This is a genomic window from Pseudomonas sp. NPDC087029 (genome assembly GCF_044745345.1).
GTDB lineage: Bacteria > Pseudomonadota > Gammaproteobacteria > Pseudomonadales > Pseudomonadaceae > Aquipseudomonas > Aquipseudomonas faucium.
Window position 1 is genome coordinate 53,386 of sequence record NZ_JBIVAB010000008.1, and the last position, 19,093, is coordinate 72,478.

Genomic DNA, 19,093 nt, shown 5'->3' on the forward strand with positions numbered 1-19,093 from the left:
CCATCTCAAGCTCCTACTTCTTGCATAAATTCAGCCACGTGCGGCCGATAGTTGTCATAGTGGAACGTCTTCGATTCAAACGCCTGCTGCTTCATGGTGTCGATCTCGGCGCGCGTCATCGCTAGCAGTGCCTCCACCACCCTGAGCTCGTCACCAGGCTTGGCGAGCACCACGCCGGCGCTGGCGGCAAAAGACTCCAGGCTGGGCATCTGGTTGGAAACGACCGGCGTCCCGGCACTGATCGACTCGGCCAGCTTGGACGGGAACCCGGCAAGCGTGACGCGGGTACGGTCACGGAAAAAGATGCTGAAATCACTGCTGGCTATGCAGTTCAACACCTGCTGGTTGGGTTTTCGCCCGTGAAACGCCACGCACGCCAGCATGTCACTCAACATCTGTTCGTGTTCCGGGAACACCCTTAGGTAGTCGGCTTGGGTAATACCGTACACATCGAACCTGAACGCGCTGCCTTTACGGAACAAGGCATGGAACAGTTGGATGCAGGTATCCAGCCGCTCTTTCAGGTTCGTACGGGAGCGGTTGACCTTGCCTGCATCAAATGGCGAACCCACGTAGATGAAATGCACAGCACGCTCGTCAACCACCAATGGCGGCGCCTTGAAGCGGTCGCCATCGAACAGCGTGGGTAATTCGACGGTCGCCTTGCCCCGACGCTGGTAAAAATCCGTCAGGTAACGACTGGTGGTAATGACCCCTTGGGTACGCGGGTGCACGACATGCATACGCAAGGTGGTGTCGACATACTTGATCAGCCGATAGGAAAGGCTGCCACCCGTCGCGTCGTACCATTCTGTCGCATCAGCCAAGGCTTTGATATCCAGGCGGCGGCACGCCTGCTGGATTCGCAGACTGGCCACTGCCGGATAGTTGTAGCAAATCGCTGCCACCGGTTTTACATCGCGCTCTGCGTTGAGCACATCCAGCACTGCGGGCAAGCCGACTAGATATTTCAACCATGCCAGGGTCCCGCGCGGGTAAGGTACTGCCCAGCATTCGAACCCGGAATGATCGGAGCGCATAGCGGCGGAGCCGACCGGCAATGCGGTGTCGATGCCAATGAAGACCACCTCGTAGCCAAGGTTGCGCAGGATCTTGCCATTGGCCAGTACCCTCAGCGCCGCAGCATTCTTGTCTGGCAGTTCAAACCCGCCGATGTAGAAAACGGTACCCTTGCTCATATCTTCCCAAGCTTCCAATCAGTCCGGCAGTGCCGTTACCCGCACGCCTGCAGCGCTATGCCCTGCAGGCGGCGACTTCACATCAACAAGTTGATGTACCAAGGCATCGCCTTCTGAATCCCTTCCTTGATAGTGAACTCAGGCCGATAGCCCAGGAGGGTGCTGGCCTTGCTGATATCAGCCTGGGAATGGCGCACATCCCCCTCGCGGAACGCTCGGTACAGGGGCGCCTTGGTATAAGGAGCACCGTTCTCGCCCAGTGCCTGCGCCAGATAGGCGAACAGATCGTTGAGCGTCGTCCGGTCTCCCACGGCGACGTTGAACACCTGATTCTGCGCAGCCTGCTGGCTGGTGGCGGCCAGCAGGTTCATCTGCACAACGTTTTCGATGAAACAGAAGTCACGACTGGTTTCACCATCACCATTGATGTGCACATCGGCCTGCTCCAACATTGCGGACGTCCACTTGGGAATTACCGCTGCGTAGGCGCCGTTTGGATCCTGCCGCTTGCCGAAAACGTTGAAGTAGCGCAAGCCAATGGTCTGGAAACCATAGGTACGGGCAAACACTTCAGCGTATAGCTCGTTCACGTATTTGGTCACCGCATAGGGTGACAATGGCTTGCCAATACGGTCTTCGACCTTCGGCAACCCTGGATGGTCACCGTAGGTAGAACTGCTCGCGGCGTAGGTGAAGCTTTTAACCTGCGCATCCCGAGCAGCGACGAGCATGTTCAGAAAGCCGTCGATGTTGGTGGCATTGGTGGTGATAGGGTCATTGATCGATCGCGGCACCGAACCCAGCGCGGCTTGGTGCAACACATAATCGACACCTTCGCAAGCCGCCTGGCAGTCCTGCAAGTTGCGGATATCACCTTCGATGAACTCGAAGGCTGCCCACTGTTCGGCGCTGACGTGCTGCTTCACTTCATCCAGGTTGTGCTGATGACCGGTGGCAAAGTTGTCCAACCCTCGTACCCGCTGCCCCAGAAGGAGCAAGGTTTCCAGCAGATTGGAACCGATGAAGCCGGCGACGCCAGTGATCAGCCAGGTCCGTGGCGACAATGGCAATTCAGAGACGAGCGTCTGGTAAGCACTCATGTAGGCACCTTTAATTGATATCAATCGAGCAACTGGAAACGACGAGCGCGCGCCAACTCACAGACGCAGGTCACTGGCGGCTGCTGGCAGCAGGTATTTGAGGTCGTACAGCACATGCTCTGGTTTGCCCAGGACGCGAATGGCATGCTCGCCCATTTCACTGAACTGCTCATGTGCGACCGCCAGGATCACGGCATCGTAAGTGGAATGGTCTGGCATCTGTACCGGCGTGATGCCGTACTCCTGCTCAGCCTCTTGGGCGCTGACCCATGGATCGAAGACATCCACCTGGACGTTGTACTCCTGCAACTCCCGGTAGATGTCGACCACCTTGGTGTTACGCAAGTCGGGGCAGTTTTCCTTGAACGTCAAGCCCATGATGAGCACGCGAGCGCCATCGACGTGAATCTTGCGTTTGAGCATTGCCTTCACCAACTGCGAAACCACATAGGCGCCCATGTTGTCATTCAGCCGACGCCCGGCCAGAATAATTTCTGGGTGATAGCCGAGGCTTTGAGCCTTGTGGGTCAGGTAGTATGGGTCGACACCAATGCAATGCCCGCCCACCAGGCCCGGACGGAAAGGCAGGAAGTTCCACTTTGTACCTGCCGCCTGCAAAACGGCCTCGGTATCGATCCCCATCTTGTTGAAAATCACCGCAAGCTCATTGATCAGTGCGATGTTCAGGTCGCGCTGGGTGTTCTCGATGACCTTGGCGGCCTCGGCCACTTTGATGCTGCTGGCCTTGTGCGTACCGGCAACGATGATTTCCCGATACAGCTTATCTACCGCTTCAGCAACTTTGGGGGTTGAACCGGATGTTACCTTCTTGATGTTGACCAGACGGTGCTGCTTGTCACCCGGGTTGATGCGCTCTGGGCTGTAACCCGCATAGAAGTCCCGATTGAACACCAGGCCCGATACCCGCTCGAGCACCGGCACGCAATCTTCCTCGGTGGCGCCGGGGTAGACGGTGGATTCGTAAATGACGATATCGCCCGCCTTCAGAACTTTGCCGATGGTTTCGGACGCCTTGATCAGTGGCGTCAAGTCGGGCTGGTTAAATTCGTCGATGGGTGTCGGCACGGTGACAATGAATACATTGCAATCACGCAGCTCATTGATGTCAGCGCTGAAGCTCAGCTTCGTGGCCTCTGCCAGTTCGCGATCGCTGACTTCCAGCGTCGAATCGTGACCTTTGCGCAAGGCGTCGATCCGCGCTTGATTGATATCGAAACCCACTACCTCGCGTGTTTTTCCAAATTCCACGGCCAGGGGCAGGCCAACATAACCAAGGCCAAGAACCGCGAGCCGTACGCTATCCATTGAGTGCATGTTCATTCCAAGATGTTTTACGAATCCAAGCAGGACGGTAGCCAGGCAAGCCAGGTCACGTCCGACAACAACTCCCATCACATCGAATTTGTAACGATGTGTAATTGGAGAGTTGCAACTCCAGTGGTTAATCCACCCGCCACTGCGCAAGCGGAAGCTCGTTTACTAATAGGCAGGCCATTGATGCATCAGATTGCAGCAGGATTTAACGGCAGCCGGCATTAACGGGTAATACCGGCTCCAGGCGCCCTATTTAAGCTTTGGCGGAAGGCAGCGCTTCTGCTGGCAAGATTTGCGCCACGGGCAAAATTTCCCCGCGCAATGCCTCGTTCTCGCGCGTACGCATGCGCATGGTATGGCGAATGAGCACGAAGACCACGCCGATCAGCACGCCGATCGCCAGCCCCATGGCAATGACCAGCGACTTCTTGGGGAACACCGCGCGAAGCGGTTCAACCGCAGCTCTGTCGACGACCACCAGGCGCAGATCACTCATGTCAGTGTCGATGCTCAGCAAGCGGGCACGCTCCGCGCGCAAGCCCTCGATATTCTTGAGGAACAGTTCGTCGTTCTTGCGCTGTTCAAGGGCTTGAATCTTCCGGTTCTGCTCCAGCATCAGCAGCTCCTTGCGGATTTCCGAAACGCGCGGAGAAACGAAGTCATCAGACGAACGATTGCGCAGCGCCTGCTTTTCCGCCTCAAGCGCATCGGTACCCATGAAGTAGAGGGGGATCTGCTGGTTGTTGATTTCGGTACGAATCACGTTCGCACCACTGTCAGCCTCGCTCATTCCCATGGAGGATGGCGTACTCGGCTTTTTCAGACCCAGCGTGCGGGCAATCGATATCGCTTCGTTCAACAACGCAATCCGATCATCACGACGCTGCTTCAGCTGAACCCTGAGGGCGCGCAGCTCATCATTGAGTTGGGCACGCTTGAGCACATCGTCTTCGCGCAGCACGGCAATTCGGCTCTGTTTGTTGGCTTCATAATCGACCCGAACAACGGCCAACTGACCATCCAGTTCCTTGACCCGGTTGTCGATAATGACCTTGAGATCCTGGGAGATCTGCTCGCGCTCCCGCTGTACCGCATACTGCACCAAGCCGTTGAGTACAGCCTTGCCGTCGACACCGGCAGGATAGCGCATGTCCACACCGATGAACTTCGCCAGCAAATTGGTCTTCTTCGGGTCAGGCTGTACGACTTTCAGCGCATTGCGGTTGAAATCCTCAAATGCCTGTTCCTGGGTCCGACCTGATTCGAGGTAGGCTGCCTGCAGCTCCTCGTTGGTGCGGAAATACCCCAGCCGCGTATCGTAGCTGTCGAGCGAAGCTCCCAGCCGGTTGAGCGCTTGCTCCGGCGGCAGCTTGTAGATCTTGGTGCGGTTCAACGCATCCAGATCATTGATGGCGGCTGTGCGCAACAGCGTGCTGACTTCATATTCTGGCGTGACGAGGAATGCGTAAGCCGCAGCCACCAACCCCGAAGCCACGGCAACGGTGGCGATCTGGGCCTTTTTACGCCAGATCACCTGCAAGAGTGCAAGAAGGTCAACTTCGTCACGAACTGAAACGGAGGGAATCGAAGAAATGCTAGTCACGCTTAAGCCTGCCAGTGAGTGAGTCTCCCCACGGGATAAGGCAAGACAACGCCGGCAATAGACAGGCGGAACCCTCCTTGGCCCGAATGGATGGAAGCCGGCATTATGCCATTTCTAGCATTTACTGACCATCGAAACGTGACAGTCAGGTGTCAGTCACGTCGCCATGACACGCCCCCGTCGCCACCGACCTGCTCGAATGTCACGCATGACGGCAACAATCCCGCCCAGCACGACACCCAACAACACAGACATGGTGACTACCAGAACCCTGTTGGGACGCACGGGCCGGTCAGGAGACTCGATCGCCCCATCCTGGCGATATACAGCGATGACTTCAGGGTCGACACGCAACGAGCGATAGAAACTGATGGACTCCTGGCGCTGACGCAAATCGTTGATGAACGGGTCATCCGACTGACGTGCGCGCAGGTTTTCAATTTCTGCCTCCAGCGCCTTGGCACCACGCATATAGACCAATGATCCGTCCATACCAGCGGATACTTCGCTGGAGAGGCTATTGGAAATGATCGGCGGCTTCTCAAGCCCCACCGACTCGGCGACTTTCAATGCCTCGTTGAGCTGAACCAGTTCATCCTCACGCTGCTTGCGTGCGCTCTCTCGGGCGGCAGTGATCTGCTGCTCCAGATTATCCGCCCTGACAAGGGCATCGGCCCGAGCATCCTTGATCACTTCACGCTTTGCCCGTTCACCTGCCATTTCCAGATAACGGACGACCCATTGCGCAGCGCTTTGGGAGTCGGGGTTATTGGCTATCACCACAAAGCGATCGGGCGCTTGCTTGCTGGCCGGCCCGACCGTCAGTGTTTCCTTGAACTTGTTGTACAGCGCATCCTGCGAGTCATGACGTTTCTTTTCGGACAGGCTCGGCAGGTAATACGTGCGGAAAAACTCTCGACGCAAGGACTCTGACTGCAGATGGCGAAGATAGACACCGTAGACATCCTTGACCGAGAACGAACTCAAACCACTCCCCCCTCCCCGGCCATACTTCAGCTGAGCAATATCGTTCTGCGAAGGTGGTTGCACGAATACCTTGGCCTCATAGACCGGAGTTGCCAGCAGAACGTAGGCACAGGCCCCTGCCGTTACCAACGCTGCAATGAGGAAGACCAACAGCTTTTGCCGCCAAATACCTTCCACCAGCTCGAACAGATCGATTTCATCACTCTCGACCAGGCGTGCTTGATCACTCTGCATGTGTTCCGATTTTCCTTACTCTGGACGCTTTACCGCGCAGCAACATCGGGGGAACCGAGCGCCGCCTGCAAGCCCTGGCAACCCACAGGCCGCGTACGGGCATAGGTTGCGCCAGGTGGGTAGTAGAGGAGATCAGTGCAGAGAAGTTCCCCGTCAATTGGCGACGGGGCGTTCAAGCGCCCCATATACAGGGCCACGGCAACTTCGAGGACCACGCTTGTTAGCAGGGGTATCCGCCTTGCGTGCCCACGCCCGAGATCACGGGTCAAGGCGCCGCTGCTGATAGATCCAGTCGACGATCTCACCATCTGGTGAATACCCGCTAACTGTCTCACGCAAAATCTGACGCACCCGGGCGAAGTCTTCGCCAGCCACAGCTGCCAGCAATTCAGCCAAACGCTCCTTGAGCACATCCCAGGGCAGGAAATCCTCACTGGCACTCATGATCATCGGGTGCCGCGTGGCCAGGACATTGTCGCCAATGAGCAACTCCTCATACAGCTTTTCGCCAGGCCGCAACCCGGTGAACTCGATGGCGATATCGCCCGACGGGTTACGCTCGGATCGAATACTAAAACCGGAAAGGTGAATCATCTTTTCCGCCAGCTCGACGATCCTGACCGGCCCTCCCATATCCAGCACGAACACGTCGCCGCCCTGCCCCATGGAGCCCGCCTGGATGACCAACTGAGCCGCTTCGGGAATCGTCATGAAATATCGCGTGATCTTCGGATGGGTAACAGTGAGGGGCCCGCCCGCCTTGATCTGCTTGTGGAACAGCGGGATTACCGAACCGGATGAACCCAGCACATTACCGAAGCGCACCATGGTGAAGCGTGTCTTGTTCACCTGCGAAACATTGCCCCCATCACCGAACAGCACAGGTGCAACTTCACGGCTGAGCGCCTGCAAGGTCATTTCCGCCAGCCGCTTGGTACTCCCCATCACGTTTGTCGGGCGTACGGCCTTGTCGGTGGAGATCAACACGAAGTTCGAGACCCCTGCCTGCACTGCCGCCTGGGCAGTGTGCAGTGTGCCAATGACATTGTTCAGTACGCCTTCGGCGATGTTGTGCTCAACCATCGGCACATGCTTGTAAGCCGCTGCGTGATACACGGTATCGACGTGCCAGGCCTTCATGATGTCGAGCAACTGCCGTTGATTGCGCACCGATCCCAATATTGGAATGAGCTGCGTCGCCAGCGACTCCCGGGCAATACGCTGCTCAAGCTCGGAAAGTATGCTGTACAGATTGAACTCGCTGTGCTCGAACAGCAGCAGCGTGCGAGGTGCCTGCCCAAGAATCTGCCGGCACAATTCCGAGCCGATCGACCCACCCGCCCCCGTCACCAAGACCGTCTGCTCGACGATGCAATGCTCCAGCAGATCATGCTGTGCCGGCACGGCATCGCGACCCAGCAGATCGGCAATATCGACCTCCTGAATATCATCGACCTTTACCCTGCCGCTCGCCAGGTCCATGAAGCCGGGGATACTGCGCACATGCAGCGGAAAACCTTCGAGAAAATTGAGGATTTCACGACGCCGGGTGCGACTGGCCGAGGGGATGGCCAAGAGAATCTCCTCAGCCCCGGTAGCGTCGATCATCTGCTGCAACCGTTCCGGCTGATAGACCTGCAGGCCGGAAATCACCCGATCACTGATGCTATGGTCATCGTCAATGAATGCCACCGGGCGCATCGCCCTGTCCATCCGCAGGGCCGTGGCCAGTTGATTGCCCGCAGCACCCGCACCATAGATGGCCACCTTGGGTAGGCCGTTGTCGCGACTTGCGAAAGGCACATGCTTGGCAGCAGCGGCGAACCAGTCGCCCAGAAAGTATTGACGCATGGCCAGGCGCAGGCCACCGATCATGATGAGGCTAAGCCACCAGTAGTTGAACGTGATCGAGCGCGGCACCACGTTCTGATGATTGCTGGCCCAATAGATGACGAAACCGAGGATCAGCGCCGACAAAGTGACGGCCTTGATAATGGCAATCAATGCATCGTTGCCGAAATAGCGCATCACCGCCCGATACAAGCCGAATCGAATGAATAGCGGAATAGCCACCACAGGCGCGCAGATGAATAACCACGTGTGATCGATAATCGGATTGGCCAGATCATCGATGCCGAGCCGTACGACAAATGCCAACCACAAGGCCGCCCAGATCAATACGGTATCGGCCACCACCTGCAGCAAACGCTTGTGCCGACGAGGTAGCCCCAGTAATTTTGCGCGCACCTTCCATCCTCCCTCGGAACCCGTTCCTGAATGCTCTGAATCACACGACCCTTGTCACTTTAGTGCGATTTTCCACTTACCACTGCAGCACATCACCTCCTCTCATTGATGAGAGAAAGCGCAAAAGCTAATAGATCTCATTAACGTCAACCTTTTATTGTTCGGGTGTGTACAGGCGATAACAATGGGCGTAGCTGGACAATTACCTGTTACCGTTGGATTTTTCTACAGGTATCGATGCTGAGCGAACAATCAATAAGCCCCAGCGGGCCACTATAAAGGCAGAAAGGCCGAAGCACTTCAAGCCACAACGTCAGTACAGGCAAAAAAACGGAGACGCCTCCGGCCTAATGATGGCTCATAGCCATCACCCTCAATCGATCGTGGACACGATCAGCAAAACCAAACAGAATCCGCCAATTCAATCAGGTAGCAACAAGCGTCATGTCGATAGGGAAAGTGAACAACGCGCTGTCATCACCTGTGGCTGCGAGCATCGCTGCAGTATTCGGACGTTTCCTGTTACTAGGTTCAGGCGCCCTGACAGGCATCATCATTCCGATGACCATGCCGCAGACGTCAGTCGGCCTGTTCTTCCTCGCTCAATCCATCATCGCCGCCCTTGCCACGCTAGGCCAACTCGGTTTGAGCATCACCGCGCCTGCCTGCATTTCCATTGCTCAGGGCCAACGTGACAGCGGCAAGGTCAAGCAGGTCATACGGCGCACCCTGCTCATTGCCCTGGTGTCCACAGTCACTCTAGCTATCGGCTTCAACGTCTTCATGCGTGTGCTCTCACGCTATGAGGGCGCCGAATTGCTGCAGTTGCTGCAGCACTTGGCGCCTCTGGTATCGATCAGCATGCTGCTCGCTGCCATGACCACGATCCTTTCGGAACAGCACCGCGCCCTTGGGCATTTTGTCCAGGCCAGCTTCCTGATCACCGGCGCAAGCCTCGCCAGCGCGGCAACTGTCATCCTTGCCTGGCGCGGCGAATTTCATCTCGATCTGGACATTCTCCTGCTTGCGGGGCTCGCCGGCGCTGGCTGCACCACTTTGCTGGGCGCCTACAGCCTGAGGCGCTGGTACCGCGCACAGTCTGGCAACAGCCCCATCACGCCAACCAGCTACCGCACGCTCCTGCACGATACACGTCCCAACGTCACCACCACCGTGGTGCTCTTTGTCATGTCACAAGCGGACTTGTGGATCATCGCATGGTTTGGAGACACCGCAGGCCTGGCCATATATGGCTTGGCATCGCGCCTGGCGGCACTCGTGCTCATACCACTGGCGGTGATCAATACCGTGGTGGCGCCATCGATCGGAAGAATCTGGGTTCGCGGCAAGAAACGCTACCTGCAACGAGTCCTGGGGGTTGGCGCCGGGGCAGCAACGATCCTTGGCCTCGCCGGGTATCTCTTGTTCATGGTCAGCGGCAAGTTTGTGCTATCGCATGTGTGGTCCAGCGAGTATGCCCAGGCCTACTACATATTCGCCATACTCGGGGTATCGCAACTCACACAGACGTATGCAGGCACTGCGGGGTTCGTACTGATGATGCTGCAGAAGCAGCACGTCGCCATGCGAATTTCGGTTGTGAGTGGAATCTGCATGATAGCCGCTGGCCTGGTGGCGATGTGGCTGTATGGAATCATCGGTTTGGCCGTGGTATACAGCCTCGGTGGCGCATGCCAGTCAGTGGCGCAAATTCGTTGCGTCAAGCGGATATTCAATTTGAGCACTACCGCGGATTACATCTCTCTGCGCCGGTTCGTGCGCTTCTATTACCGTAAAAAGGTCTCTCATGGACGTTAGCAGCAGCGCAAAGCCCAAGGTTTCGATCATTATCCCTACCTACAATACCGGGCGTTATGTGCTTGATGCTATCGACAGTGTCCTGCAGCAGACCTATGACGATATCGAACTGATCGTCGTCGACGACGGCTCTACCGATGAAACACCGCAACTGCTTGCACAGCATACGGGCCACTTCACACGCTATCGCCAGACCAACGCGGGCCAGAGCGCGGCGATGAACTTCGGATGGCAACAGAGCAGCGGGCAGTTGCTGGGTTATCTGAGTGCCGACGATCGGCTTCACCCTGAGGCCGTCGAAACCATTGTCGCGGCGATGCAGCAGCACCCCGAAGCCGTACTGGCCTATCCAGATTTCTGTGTGATCGATGAACATTCGACGCTGGTCCGCACCGTTCAGGCGCCCGACTATGAAGAGCGCCTGCTGATAGCCAATTTTCAATGTCTGCCAGGGCCTGGCGCGCTGTTTCGTCGAAAAGTTTGGGAGCAGGTGGGCGGCTGGAACACAACATTGCGCAATATCCCGGACATGGAATTTTTTCTGCGACTTTGCCAGCACGGGCCATTCATACGCGTCGCCAGCGCGCTCGCAGATTTTCGCATCCACTCCGGTTCGACCACTTATAACCCGTGCAGCGCCGAGCGCTCTGATGAACCGGTACGTGTGATAAGTAGCTTTTACGAGGCTCACAACCTCTCGCCCTCCATCCTTGCCTGGAAGCGCAAGGCTGTAGCCAACGCACTGATGTTATCCGGCTTCATGCACGGCTTCTCGGGGCGCTACTCGCTGTTTTGGGCACGCATGGGGAAAGCCGCACTGCTTCATCCGTCGTCACTGCTGTCACGCAAAATGGTCAGCTATGTGTTGGCCATTGTCCGGCCCAAATCCAAGGCTTGAAACAGCAGTATTCAGCTACCTCGAACACGCGAACGCACCCTTTGGGTTCATGCGGTATCCGGAGCACTTCCATGAATCAACACATGCACTCGCACCTGTTAGGCAGCCGCCCCGTGCAGTTCATTGCAATTGTCGTGGTCGTGGTGGCAACGCTTGCCGCTGCAGTCAATTACCCTGGCGCGCTCGGCCCGCTGCTTCTCAACGGCGTACTGACCACACTGCTTGTGCGAACCGTACTGACCAATCGCAGCAGCTTTTTTTCCTTTTTCCTACTGGCGTTCTTGATACTGGGTTGCTGGGCCAAACTGGTCCTGCACTTTATTCTCGGCACCCAATTCATTGAACCGATTGGCGCCTTTGACGACTCGCCGAGTGCCTGGGACACCTGCCTGGCCGCATTGAACATAGCCTTCGCCACGCTCCTGACCTGCCAGTACATTGCGTCCCGAACGTTGCCTGGGGCGAACCATGAGCGCGCTATCAATATAGACTCACCGCTGCTGCGCCCGGCCATGTGGCTCTGCATTGTGGTTACCTGCGCGGCCCTTGCCTTCAATTTCAAATACGCCATTTTGAAGGTGGGCACCGAACCCGGTCTGAGACTGAACAGCTATCTCTATGTGCTGGCGTCATTCATGATTGCCTGGGGCAACCTGATCCTCCTTGCGTCGGTTGGCTACTGGATGGTCAGGGCGCGCAAGCTTGGCTTGGAAAGCCTTTTCTACATCCTCATCCTGGAAGGCGCGGTCACGGCCGTGTCCATGGGCAGCCGGGCACAGATGATCCTCCACGTGGCCGCTCCATTTGTGGTCTACCTTACCCATGGCCGCGAACTGGTGAGCACCCTGCGCCCTCTTCAGTGGCTGCGCATACTGCTGGTGACGGCACTGCTGTTCGTCGCATCCATACTGCTGGTGTCCGCCGATCGGCTTCATTCGTTTGCCCAGGCACGGCCGGTCAACAGTGCAAGCATCGCCCAGAATGTATTGCTTGCCCCTCCTTTGAACCAAGCGGCGCATCTTGACCTATGGGTGGCCGCTACGAGAGACGTAAATCTCGCAACCACAGCCTGGCTCGCGCCGGGCCTTCCCGTGCTGCGCATGGCTACGGTAACAGCACAGGAGCAGCAAAGCGCCGCACCGCAGGCGGCAGAGGTAACGACAGCACGCTGGAAGGCCATGCTCATGGAGCTGAGCAAGCTGATAGTAGACAGATGGGTAGGTGTCGAGGGCGTGATGGCGGTAACCAGCCATGAACATACTGGGTGGCCGTTATTTGTCAGTAGCCTGGGTGAACGGCCGGAGAGCGGTACTCAAGCAATCTACCAGCGGATGTCCGATGCTCAGTATGCTACCTACGAAAACTTTACGTTCATGACCATTCCCGGCCCCATTGCAATCTTGTTATACAGCGCAAACTACACCGTGCTGATAGCAGGCCTTGCATTGCTGTTCCTGGCAGGAATGCTGGCAGAATGCCTGACCAAGAAACTGGTAGGCAATATCTTTACACAGGCGGCCGTTGGCGTGGCCCTCGCCTACCTCGTGGTGCAGATGAACTTCCCGCGGGTTCAGTTCTTCTTCCTGTTGGAGTTGCTCGGTTTCATCGCAGGGCTTTACCTTGCACGCCTTACCCTCAACATACGGGCCCCAAGTGTGGCAATAGCGGGAAAAGCCTGTAACCCATAGGGGTGATAGCAGTTCCACTTGTGTTACTTGCATCACGTATTAGCGATCAGGTCAAAATAATAGTGCACGTTAGCATCAGCCGGCTGTCATAGACGAATTACTCAATTTTCCAAGCCAGCCGCACGTATCGCTATCTGGCAAAACGTGCTCGGCGTGATCAGGCAGATCCACACACAATGAAAATCGCTCTCAGCCATCATCGTTTAAGCGCTCCGCTCGATACGGCCCTCTCGCCGCTGTTCGCATTGTGTGCCTGGATAACGCTAAACCCCTATTTTCTCTGGCACTCATTGCGCCATATGGTAGTTGCCGGCGTACTATCAGGCTGCCTGGCAATCCTTGCCCTGATGCAGGGTGATCGCCCACGCCGAAGCGAGCTGCCCGGTTTCATCTTGATCTGCCTGTTCGTGCTGTACATCAGCATGCTACCCAAAGTCGATGGAAGTACCACACGGTGGTATTTCGTCATGCCAACGATTCTGGCCCTTTCAGTCTTCTCGGACGAGCGTCGAGCCAAGGTTCTGCAGTGGTTTGGATGGATATTCGCGGCCAGCCTGGTGCCCGGCATCCTTGTTTCCATAGCGGCCATCCTTGGCGTTGCACCGCACATGGAACCGATGCCACTGCTCAACCCGGAAATGGCTGCACAAGGCGGGGCGTACCTACATGCGCCCGGAGCTCTGCTGCTCTCGGGCAATAACCTCTCGATGCCTTGGGGGGGTGAGCTATATCGGCTCTGCGCTGTGTATGACGAGCCTGGCATGGTTGGCACGATCGCGGCCTTTCTCCTGGCGGGCAATCGGTTTCGCCTCAAACCTCTGCCATGCCTGGTGATATTCCTCGGGGGCCTGCTCTCCTGCTCCCTGGCGTTCATCATCATGGCATTCATCGGCTTTGCGTTTCGCTTGCTGTATTCCAGGTCGCTCCTGACGTTACTACCGCTGGCACTGCTGGGCCTGTTCGGGCTTCTGATTCTAGGCATCATCAAACCCAGCGCTGCGCCACCTATCAGCGAGGTGCATGTCGAAGTACCCGCCAAGCAGAAACAGGAATCTCCTGCGATTGCAGATGAGCGCACGGTCAGCAGCGCCCCTGTCACTTCCCCCGAACTTGCCTCTGCGCGCAAAGATGAGCAGCACCTGCGCCAGGTTCAGTACATCAATAACCGCTCCCTGCCGGAAATGGACAAGCTGCTCGAACGCTATCGCAACGCAGACATCAAAGGCCTGCTTTTTGGTTTGGGTGCCGACTCCAGCGTTGTCTATGGTGGCGTGTCTCAAGTTGTCACGCGCTTGTTGACCGACTACGGCCTGATCGGCACGTTCTTGTTCGCCGTGAGCATGATCAGCCTGACCTTCGCCATCATCCGCAACGCCAAGCGCAAGTTATGGGTTCTGCTCTTCTTCGCGTTGTTTGCCCTGAGCATCTATCAACGGCCTGTCGTCTGGATGCCCTATGCACTGACGATGTTCATTTGCAGTGCCACCTTGGCGGGAAGGCGCAGGTCCGAACCTGCTGCGGTACATGTAGCAAGCTGACGCAGGTAACGTGTATCGGCCCGAGCAGCGGGCCGATACCAACCTTACACTTCACTTCATCATCGAGCCTGTGCGCAGCAAGCGGGCGAATTGCTGCAGCATCATTTGTACCGTGGCAGTCCAGGTGTAGTTGTGCAGTACATACGCTTTGAGACGTTCACCACGCCGGGGCAGTTCATCAGGCTGAGCCAGCATGCTCTGCAAGCCTGAAGCGATACCTTCGGCACTGGCCGGTACGACCATGCCACCCTGTACCGCTGCGACCTGGTCGAACCCGCACGTATCGGTGAGCAGTACAGGCAACCCAACTACACCGGCCTCAAGTGCCACCAACGACATCGCCTCAGACCGGGACGGAATGACCAGCATCATCGCCTTTCGGTAAGCAGCCGTCCTCTGCGCCTCATCAAGAAAACCGATGAAGAAAATCTGACGCTCTAGCCCAGCCGCGTCGACCAGAGCCTTGAGCTCCTGCTGCATGCCAAAGTCCGGCCCAGCCATGACCAGCGGGTAACGGTGGGCTGCTGGTGTATCGATATATGCCTGAATCAGTAGATCAGGCCCTTTGACGGGTGCCAGCCTGCCCATGAACAGAATGAACGGCTCATCCGGAACTGGGATGCTCACCACCGATGACTGTTCAGGCTCCACGACTGCATTGCACACAACGGGAATGTCGGCTTCATCAACACTTGCCACCTTGGCGATCAACTCACGCTCCAAGGCAGTGATGGCGATGAAACCTGAGGCGGCCTTTATCAGCCACCGCCCCAGGCAAAAATGGAAAGCCTTCTTGATCCGCTGCGGCGAACCGATCGAACTGAACTCACCAGCCGGACACAGGATGAAAGGCCGTCTGCAAGCCAGCGCCATGAACCCCATGGCGACGCTCAGCAGGTTCCAATAGCCCATGATGTGTATCACGTCAGCCTTACGTATCGAACGCCAAGCTCGCACGGGGTTCAACAACGGCAGCGGAAACCTGCGGCCGATGCAACCTGTGATGTAATACATCACGCCTTGCGCCTGGAACTCTTGCTGCCACGAGTTGCCAGACATGGCCCAAACTTCGCAGGCGCTCCCTGCTTTTGCCATGTGCACAGCCAGATGTCGCGTGCGCTCGGCAGTACCGCCACCCAACTTTGCGTCAAGCGAGATATTGACCAGCAAGACTCTCATGCAGATGCCCTCAGCACGGCCACATAACGCTGTAGCTGCAGGTTGAAATCTGCTGCCTCAGGCTGGCCCCATTCGGCCAGCCGAGTTTCACGAAAGCGACGCATGGGGTTGGCATTGCTGATCTTGCGCATACGTAGCAGCACCGCCAGCGCTGCGGGCGGCAAATGCGGCAAGCGGCCTAGCGATGGCCGAGCAAACGCCTGCAGCAATGCATCCTGTAAAAAACCGAAGTTGTTGTCAGTGCACGCATCATCGGTAACCAACACCACTTCGCCCTGACGAATAAGGGGAACCTGCGATACGAACAGCAAGGTTTGCACCACCCGCTCGACACTGACCAGGTGCATCCTTCTTTGCCCGTAAAGCAACCTGCGCAACGCAAGCTTCCAGAGCGGAGCGTGAGCAACCTCATCGACGAACGACGTGATGTTCAGCCCCCCAACTCCAAAAACCGCGCCTAACCGCAACACCAGCGCCTCAAAGCATTGCGCCGGTACATTGCGAACCCGGGCTTCAGCGGCTGCGTGTTCCCGTTCATAGGGCGTGCGCGGATCAATAGGCGTAGAAGCATCAACGACTGCATCCGGTGCCGAGCCGAATACATCAATGCTCGAGACGTGCACGTAACGCTTGATCCTTGCGCCCTTGCAGGCGTCGAGAATATTGGCAATCGCCCCATCGAACCAGCCACTGCCATCGGGCCTGAGTAAATTGATGACGGTACAACCCGGGGACAAAATCGATTCCAAGGAGTGGGTTTCATTGACGTCGAAACGCTCCACCTGGACCGAAGATGCAATCAGCCAGTCCGGCTCACTGCGGTGAACTGCGTAAATCATCTCAACGCCCGCAAGGCTGCCTTTACAGGCAAGCAAGTGGCGCCCGACAAATCCGCTTCCTCCAATTACCACCAGCTTTTTCATGTGCCGTGAGTTCTCCATTCCGGTGGCCTGGGCAAAACCGCGAACATGGCAACCCTGCGCAGTTCAACGTCACCACGTGGGTTATCGACAGGTAATGGCACAGACAGATCGGCATGCGCAAGCAAGCTGCCTGCGCAATTCACCCGCACGTACTTCAACCCAGGCCGCCGCCGTAAACCCTGCGGGCAGCCTTGGCTTGGAGACGCTACTTGGACCAGACAGTCCGGTTGATGTAGTCGGTGTAGCTGTAAACGATACGCACCACTTGCTTGGAAACCGGGCCGCCCAAGTAATCGTCGACTACCGGGATCACGCGTCGATTGCGATCATGCTGGCTGACCACCACGCGCACAGCATCCAGCACACGCTGAGGGGTCAGGCCGCACATGATCAACGTGCCTTCATCCATGCCCTCTGGACGCTCATGGGCGTTGCGGATAGTGACCGCAGGGAGGTTCAGCAGTGATGCCTCCTCGGTGATGGTACCGCTGTCGGAGAGCACGCAACGTGCGCCCATCTGCAGCTTGATGTAATCGAGCAAGCCGAATGGCTTGACGAAGCGGATCAGCGGATGATCAATCGATTCACCCAGGTCCTCGAGACGCTTGCGCGTACGCGGGTGAGTGGACACCACGATCGGGTGGCCATAGGCGTCTGCCAAGGCGCGCAACGACGCCAGCAGATCTCGCAGATTTTGTGGTGTATCGACGTTTTCTTCACGGTGCGTGCTGACGACGAAGTACTGTCCTTCAACAAGACCTTCCCGCTCCAGTACCGTCGACGCATCGATACGCGGACGATAGTAGTTGAGCACTTCGTCCATATGCGAGCCGGTCTTGATGATGGTCTCAGGGCGGATCCCCTCGGCCAACAAGTAACGCCGTGCATGTTCCGTGAGCACCATGTTTATATCGCTAAGATGATCAAGCACCTTGCGATTGAGCTCCTCGGGTACACGCTGATCAAAACAGCGATTACCGGCCTCCATGTGGAACACCGGTATCTTGCGACGCTTGGCTGCAATCACTGCCAAGCACGTGTTGGTGTCGCCGTAAAGCAGCAAAGCATCTGGTTTTTCCAGCTCGAAAATCTCATCGGACTTGGCGATCACTTCGGCAATCGTGCCCGCAGCAGTTGCACCGACCGCCCCCAGGAAGTGGTCAGGTTTGCGAATGCCCAGGTCGTCGAAGAAAACCTGATTGAGTTCGAAGTCGTAGTTTTGACCAGAGTGCACCAGTACGTGATGAGTCTGCTCATCCAGCTCGGCGATGACACGGCTCATCTTGATCAGTTCGGGACGAGTACCGACCAGCGTCATGACCTTAAGCATTGAGTTCTTCCTGAATGTAGTCGAGTTTCAGCAGCAGCGCCTTGATGCCATCGATATCGAGGCGCTCGGTATTGTGGGAGGTATAGTCATCCAGATCGGATATATGTTGCTCGCCCTCAACGAAATACTTCTTGTAGTTAAGGTCACGATTGTCTGCTGGAATCCTGTAGTAACGGCCCATGTCGTCAGCCTTGGCCATCTCCTCGCGGGAGATCAGCGACTCGTATAGCTTTTCACCATGGCGAGTACCGATAACCTTGACCGTGTTGTCACGCCCGAACAGCTGCTTCAGCGCTTCGGCAAGCGCTTCAACAGTGGACGCTGGCGCCTTCTGTACAAAGATATCGCCCTGTTCGGCATGCTCGAAGGCATGCAGAACCAGATCCACGGAATCTTCCAGAGACATGAGGAAACGCGTCATGTTCGGATCGGTAACGGTCAACTCACTACCCGACTTCAACTGCTCCACGAACAACGGAATCACCGAGCCGCGCGAGGCCATCACGTTGCCGTAGCGGGTAGCGCAGATGACCGGACCGCGGGCGGGGATCATGCGCGACTTTGCAACCATCAGCTTTTCAGCCATGGCCTTGGAAATACCCATGGCATTGATCGGGTAGACGGCCTTGTCGGTACTCAACACCACAACCCGTTGCACGCCGCTGGCAATCGCTGCGTTGAGCACATTTTCGGTACCGATGACGTTGGTCTTGACAGCTTCCATCGGGTAGAACTCGCAGGACGGTACCTGCTTCAGTGCAGCCGCATGAAAAATGTAGTCGACGCCAATCATCGCCTCGGCCACGCTTTGGTAATCACGCACATCACCGATGTAAAACTTGACCTTGTCGTTGGACAAGGCAATGCGCATGTCTTCCTGTTTCTTCTCGTCGCGGCTGAAAACGCGAATTTCTTTCACGTTCGTGTTGAGGAAACGTTTGAGCACGGTATTACCGAATGAGCCAGTGCCACCGGTAATCATCAGAATCTTGTTGTCGAACACGGGTCCTCTCC

General features: G+C 56.8%; 14 protein-coding genes. 4 read left to right on the top strand and 10 right to left on the bottom strand.

Annotated elements, in window-relative coordinates:
- Positions 1–5 precede the first annotated feature (5 nt).
- The 6 genes from ACIPG5_RS14925 to ACIPG5_RS14950 all read right to left on the bottom strand — a co-directional run bounded on the left by ACIPG5_RS14925 (position 6) and on the right by ACIPG5_RS14950 (position 8,705).
- On the bottom strand, positions 6–1,199 hold the full coding sequence (locus tag ACIPG5_RS14925) for a hypothetical protein (protein WP_401376008.1): 1,194 nt from the start codon (positions 1,197–1,199) through the stop codon (positions 6–8).
- A gap of 77 nt (positions 1,200–1,276) precedes the next feature.
- Positions 1,277–2,299 (bottom strand): NAD-dependent epimerase/dehydratase family protein, encoded by a 1,023-nt coding sequence (locus ACIPG5_RS14930; RefSeq protein WP_176514183.1) that lies wholly within the window; start codon positions 2,297–2,299, stop codon positions 1,277–1,279.
- A 57-nt stretch (positions 2,300–2,356) separates the two neighbouring features.
- Entirely contained in the window at positions 2,357–3,634 is a 1,278-nt protein-coding gene (tviB, locus tag ACIPG5_RS14935; protein ID WP_176514184.1) for a Vi polysaccharide biosynthesis UDP-N-acetylglucosamine C-6 dehydrogenase TviB, read from the bottom strand.
- A 253-nt stretch (positions 3,635–3,887) separates the two neighbouring features.
- The gene (locus ACIPG5_RS14940; protein ID WP_401376011.1) at positions 3,888–5,237 is read right to left on the bottom strand and encodes a Wzz/FepE/Etk N-terminal domain-containing protein; all 1,350 of its coding nucleotides are present in this window, start codon (positions 5,235–5,237) and stop codon (positions 3,888–3,890) included.
- A gap of 156 nt (positions 5,238–5,393) precedes the next feature.
- Positions 5,394–6,458 carry an LPS O-antigen chain length determinant protein WzzB gene (locus ACIPG5_RS14945; protein ID WP_401376014.1) on the bottom strand — a complete coding sequence of 355 codons (1,065 nt, stop codon included), beginning with the start codon at positions 6,456–6,458 and terminating at the stop codon, positions 5,394–5,396.
- 258 nt (positions 6,459–6,716) lie between these two features.
- Entirely contained in the window at positions 6,717–8,705 is a 1,989-nt protein-coding gene (locus tag ACIPG5_RS14950) for a nucleoside-diphosphate sugar epimerase/dehydratase (RefSeq protein ID WP_176514190.1), read from the bottom strand.
- A gap of 459 nt (positions 8,706–9,164) precedes the next feature.
- On the opposite strand from ACIPG5_RS14950, the gene ACIPG5_RS14955 reads away from it, so the two are divergent.
- From ACIPG5_RS14955 to ACIPG5_RS14970, 4 genes are all read left to right on the top strand, one after another.
- Positions 9,165–10,523 carry a lipopolysaccharide biosynthesis protein gene (locus ACIPG5_RS14955; RefSeq protein WP_176514193.1) on the top strand — a complete coding sequence of 453 codons (1,359 nt, stop codon included), beginning with the start codon at positions 9,165–9,167 and terminating at the stop codon, positions 10,521–10,523.
- Positions 10,513–11,421 (top strand): glycosyltransferase, encoded by a 909-nt coding sequence (locus ACIPG5_RS14960; protein WP_176514195.1) that lies wholly within the window; start codon positions 10,513–10,515, stop codon positions 11,419–11,421. The genes ACIPG5_RS14955 and ACIPG5_RS14960 overlap by 11 nt, the downstream gene beginning before the upstream one ends.
- A gap of 71 nt (positions 11,422–11,492) precedes the next feature.
- The gene (locus ACIPG5_RS14965) at positions 11,493–13,109 is read left to right on the top strand and encodes a hypothetical protein (RefSeq protein WP_176514197.1); all 1,617 of its coding nucleotides are present in this window, start codon (positions 11,493–11,495) and stop codon (positions 13,107–13,109) included.
- 176 nt (positions 13,110–13,285) lie between these two features.
- Complete coding sequence (locus ACIPG5_RS14970) at positions 13,286–14,647, top strand: hypothetical protein (RefSeq protein ID WP_176514199.1); 1,362 nt, start codon at positions 13,286–13,288, stop codon at positions 14,645–14,647.
- Between the two features lie 51 nt (positions 14,648–14,698).
- Here ACIPG5_RS14970 and ACIPG5_RS14975 read toward each other — a convergent pair whose 3' ends face one another.
- From ACIPG5_RS14975 to ACIPG5_RS14990, 4 genes are all read right to left on the bottom strand, one after another.
- Positions 14,699–15,826 carry a glycosyltransferase gene (locus tag ACIPG5_RS14975; protein ID WP_401376018.1) on the bottom strand — a complete coding sequence of 376 codons (1,128 nt, stop codon included), beginning with the start codon at positions 15,824–15,826 and terminating at the stop codon, positions 14,699–14,701.
- Entirely contained in the window at positions 15,823–16,749 is a 927-nt protein-coding gene (locus ACIPG5_RS14980; protein WP_401376021.1) for an NAD-dependent epimerase/dehydratase family protein, read from the bottom strand. Before ACIPG5_RS14980 ends, ACIPG5_RS14975 begins: the two co-directional genes overlap by 4 nt.
- Positions 16,750–16,954: 205 nt before the next feature.
- On the bottom strand, positions 16,955–18,079 hold the full coding sequence (wecB, locus tag ACIPG5_RS14985) for a non-hydrolyzing UDP-N-acetylglucosamine 2-epimerase (protein WP_176514205.1): 1,125 nt from the start codon (positions 18,077–18,079) through the stop codon (positions 16,955–16,957).
- The gene (locus ACIPG5_RS14990) at positions 18,072–19,082 is read right to left on the bottom strand and encodes a polysaccharide biosynthesis protein (RefSeq protein ID WP_176514207.1); all 1,011 of its coding nucleotides are present in this window, start codon (positions 19,080–19,082) and stop codon (positions 18,072–18,074) included. The genes wecB and ACIPG5_RS14990 overlap by 8 nt, the downstream gene beginning before the upstream one ends.
- Positions 19,083–19,093 lie beyond the last annotated feature (11 nt).

Bases quoted from the DNA above. Each gene is read 5' to 3' on its own strand.
- ACIPG5_RS14925 (WP_401376008.1), bottom strand. From the start codon at position 1,199: ATGAGCAAGGGTACCGTTTTCTACATCGGCGGGTTTGAACTGCCAGAC.
- ACIPG5_RS14930 (WP_176514183.1), bottom strand. From the start codon at position 2,299: ATGAGTGCTTACCAGACGCTCGTCTCTGAATTGCCATTGTCGCCACGG.
- tviB (WP_176514184.1), bottom strand. From the start codon at position 3,634: ATGCACTCAATGGATAGCGTACGGCTCGCGGTTCTTGGCCTTGGTTAT.
- ACIPG5_RS14945 (WP_401376014.1), bottom strand. From the start codon at position 6,458: ATGCAGAGTGATCAAGCACGCCTGGTCGAGAGTGATGAAATCGATCTG.
- ACIPG5_RS14960 (WP_176514195.1), top strand. From the start codon at position 10,513: ATGGACGTTAGCAGCAGCGCAAAGCCCAAGGTTTCGATCATTATCCCT.
- ACIPG5_RS14965 (WP_176514197.1), top strand. From the start codon at position 11,493: ATGAATCAACACATGCACTCGCACCTGTTAGGCAGCCGCCCCGTGCAG.
- ACIPG5_RS14970 (WP_176514199.1), top strand. From the start codon at position 13,286: ATGAAAATCGCTCTCAGCCATCATCGTTTAAGCGCTCCGCTCGATACG.
- ACIPG5_RS14975 (WP_401376018.1), bottom strand. From the start codon at position 15,826: ATGAGAGTCTTGCTGGTCAATATCTCGCTTGACGCAAAGTTGGGTGGC.
- ACIPG5_RS14980 (WP_401376021.1), bottom strand. From the start codon at position 16,749: ATGAAAAAGCTGGTGGTAATTGGAGGAAGCGGATTTGTCGGGCGCCAC.
- wecB (WP_176514205.1), bottom strand. From the start codon at position 18,079: ATGCTTAAGGTCATGACGCTGGTCGGTACTCGTCCCGAACTGATCAAG.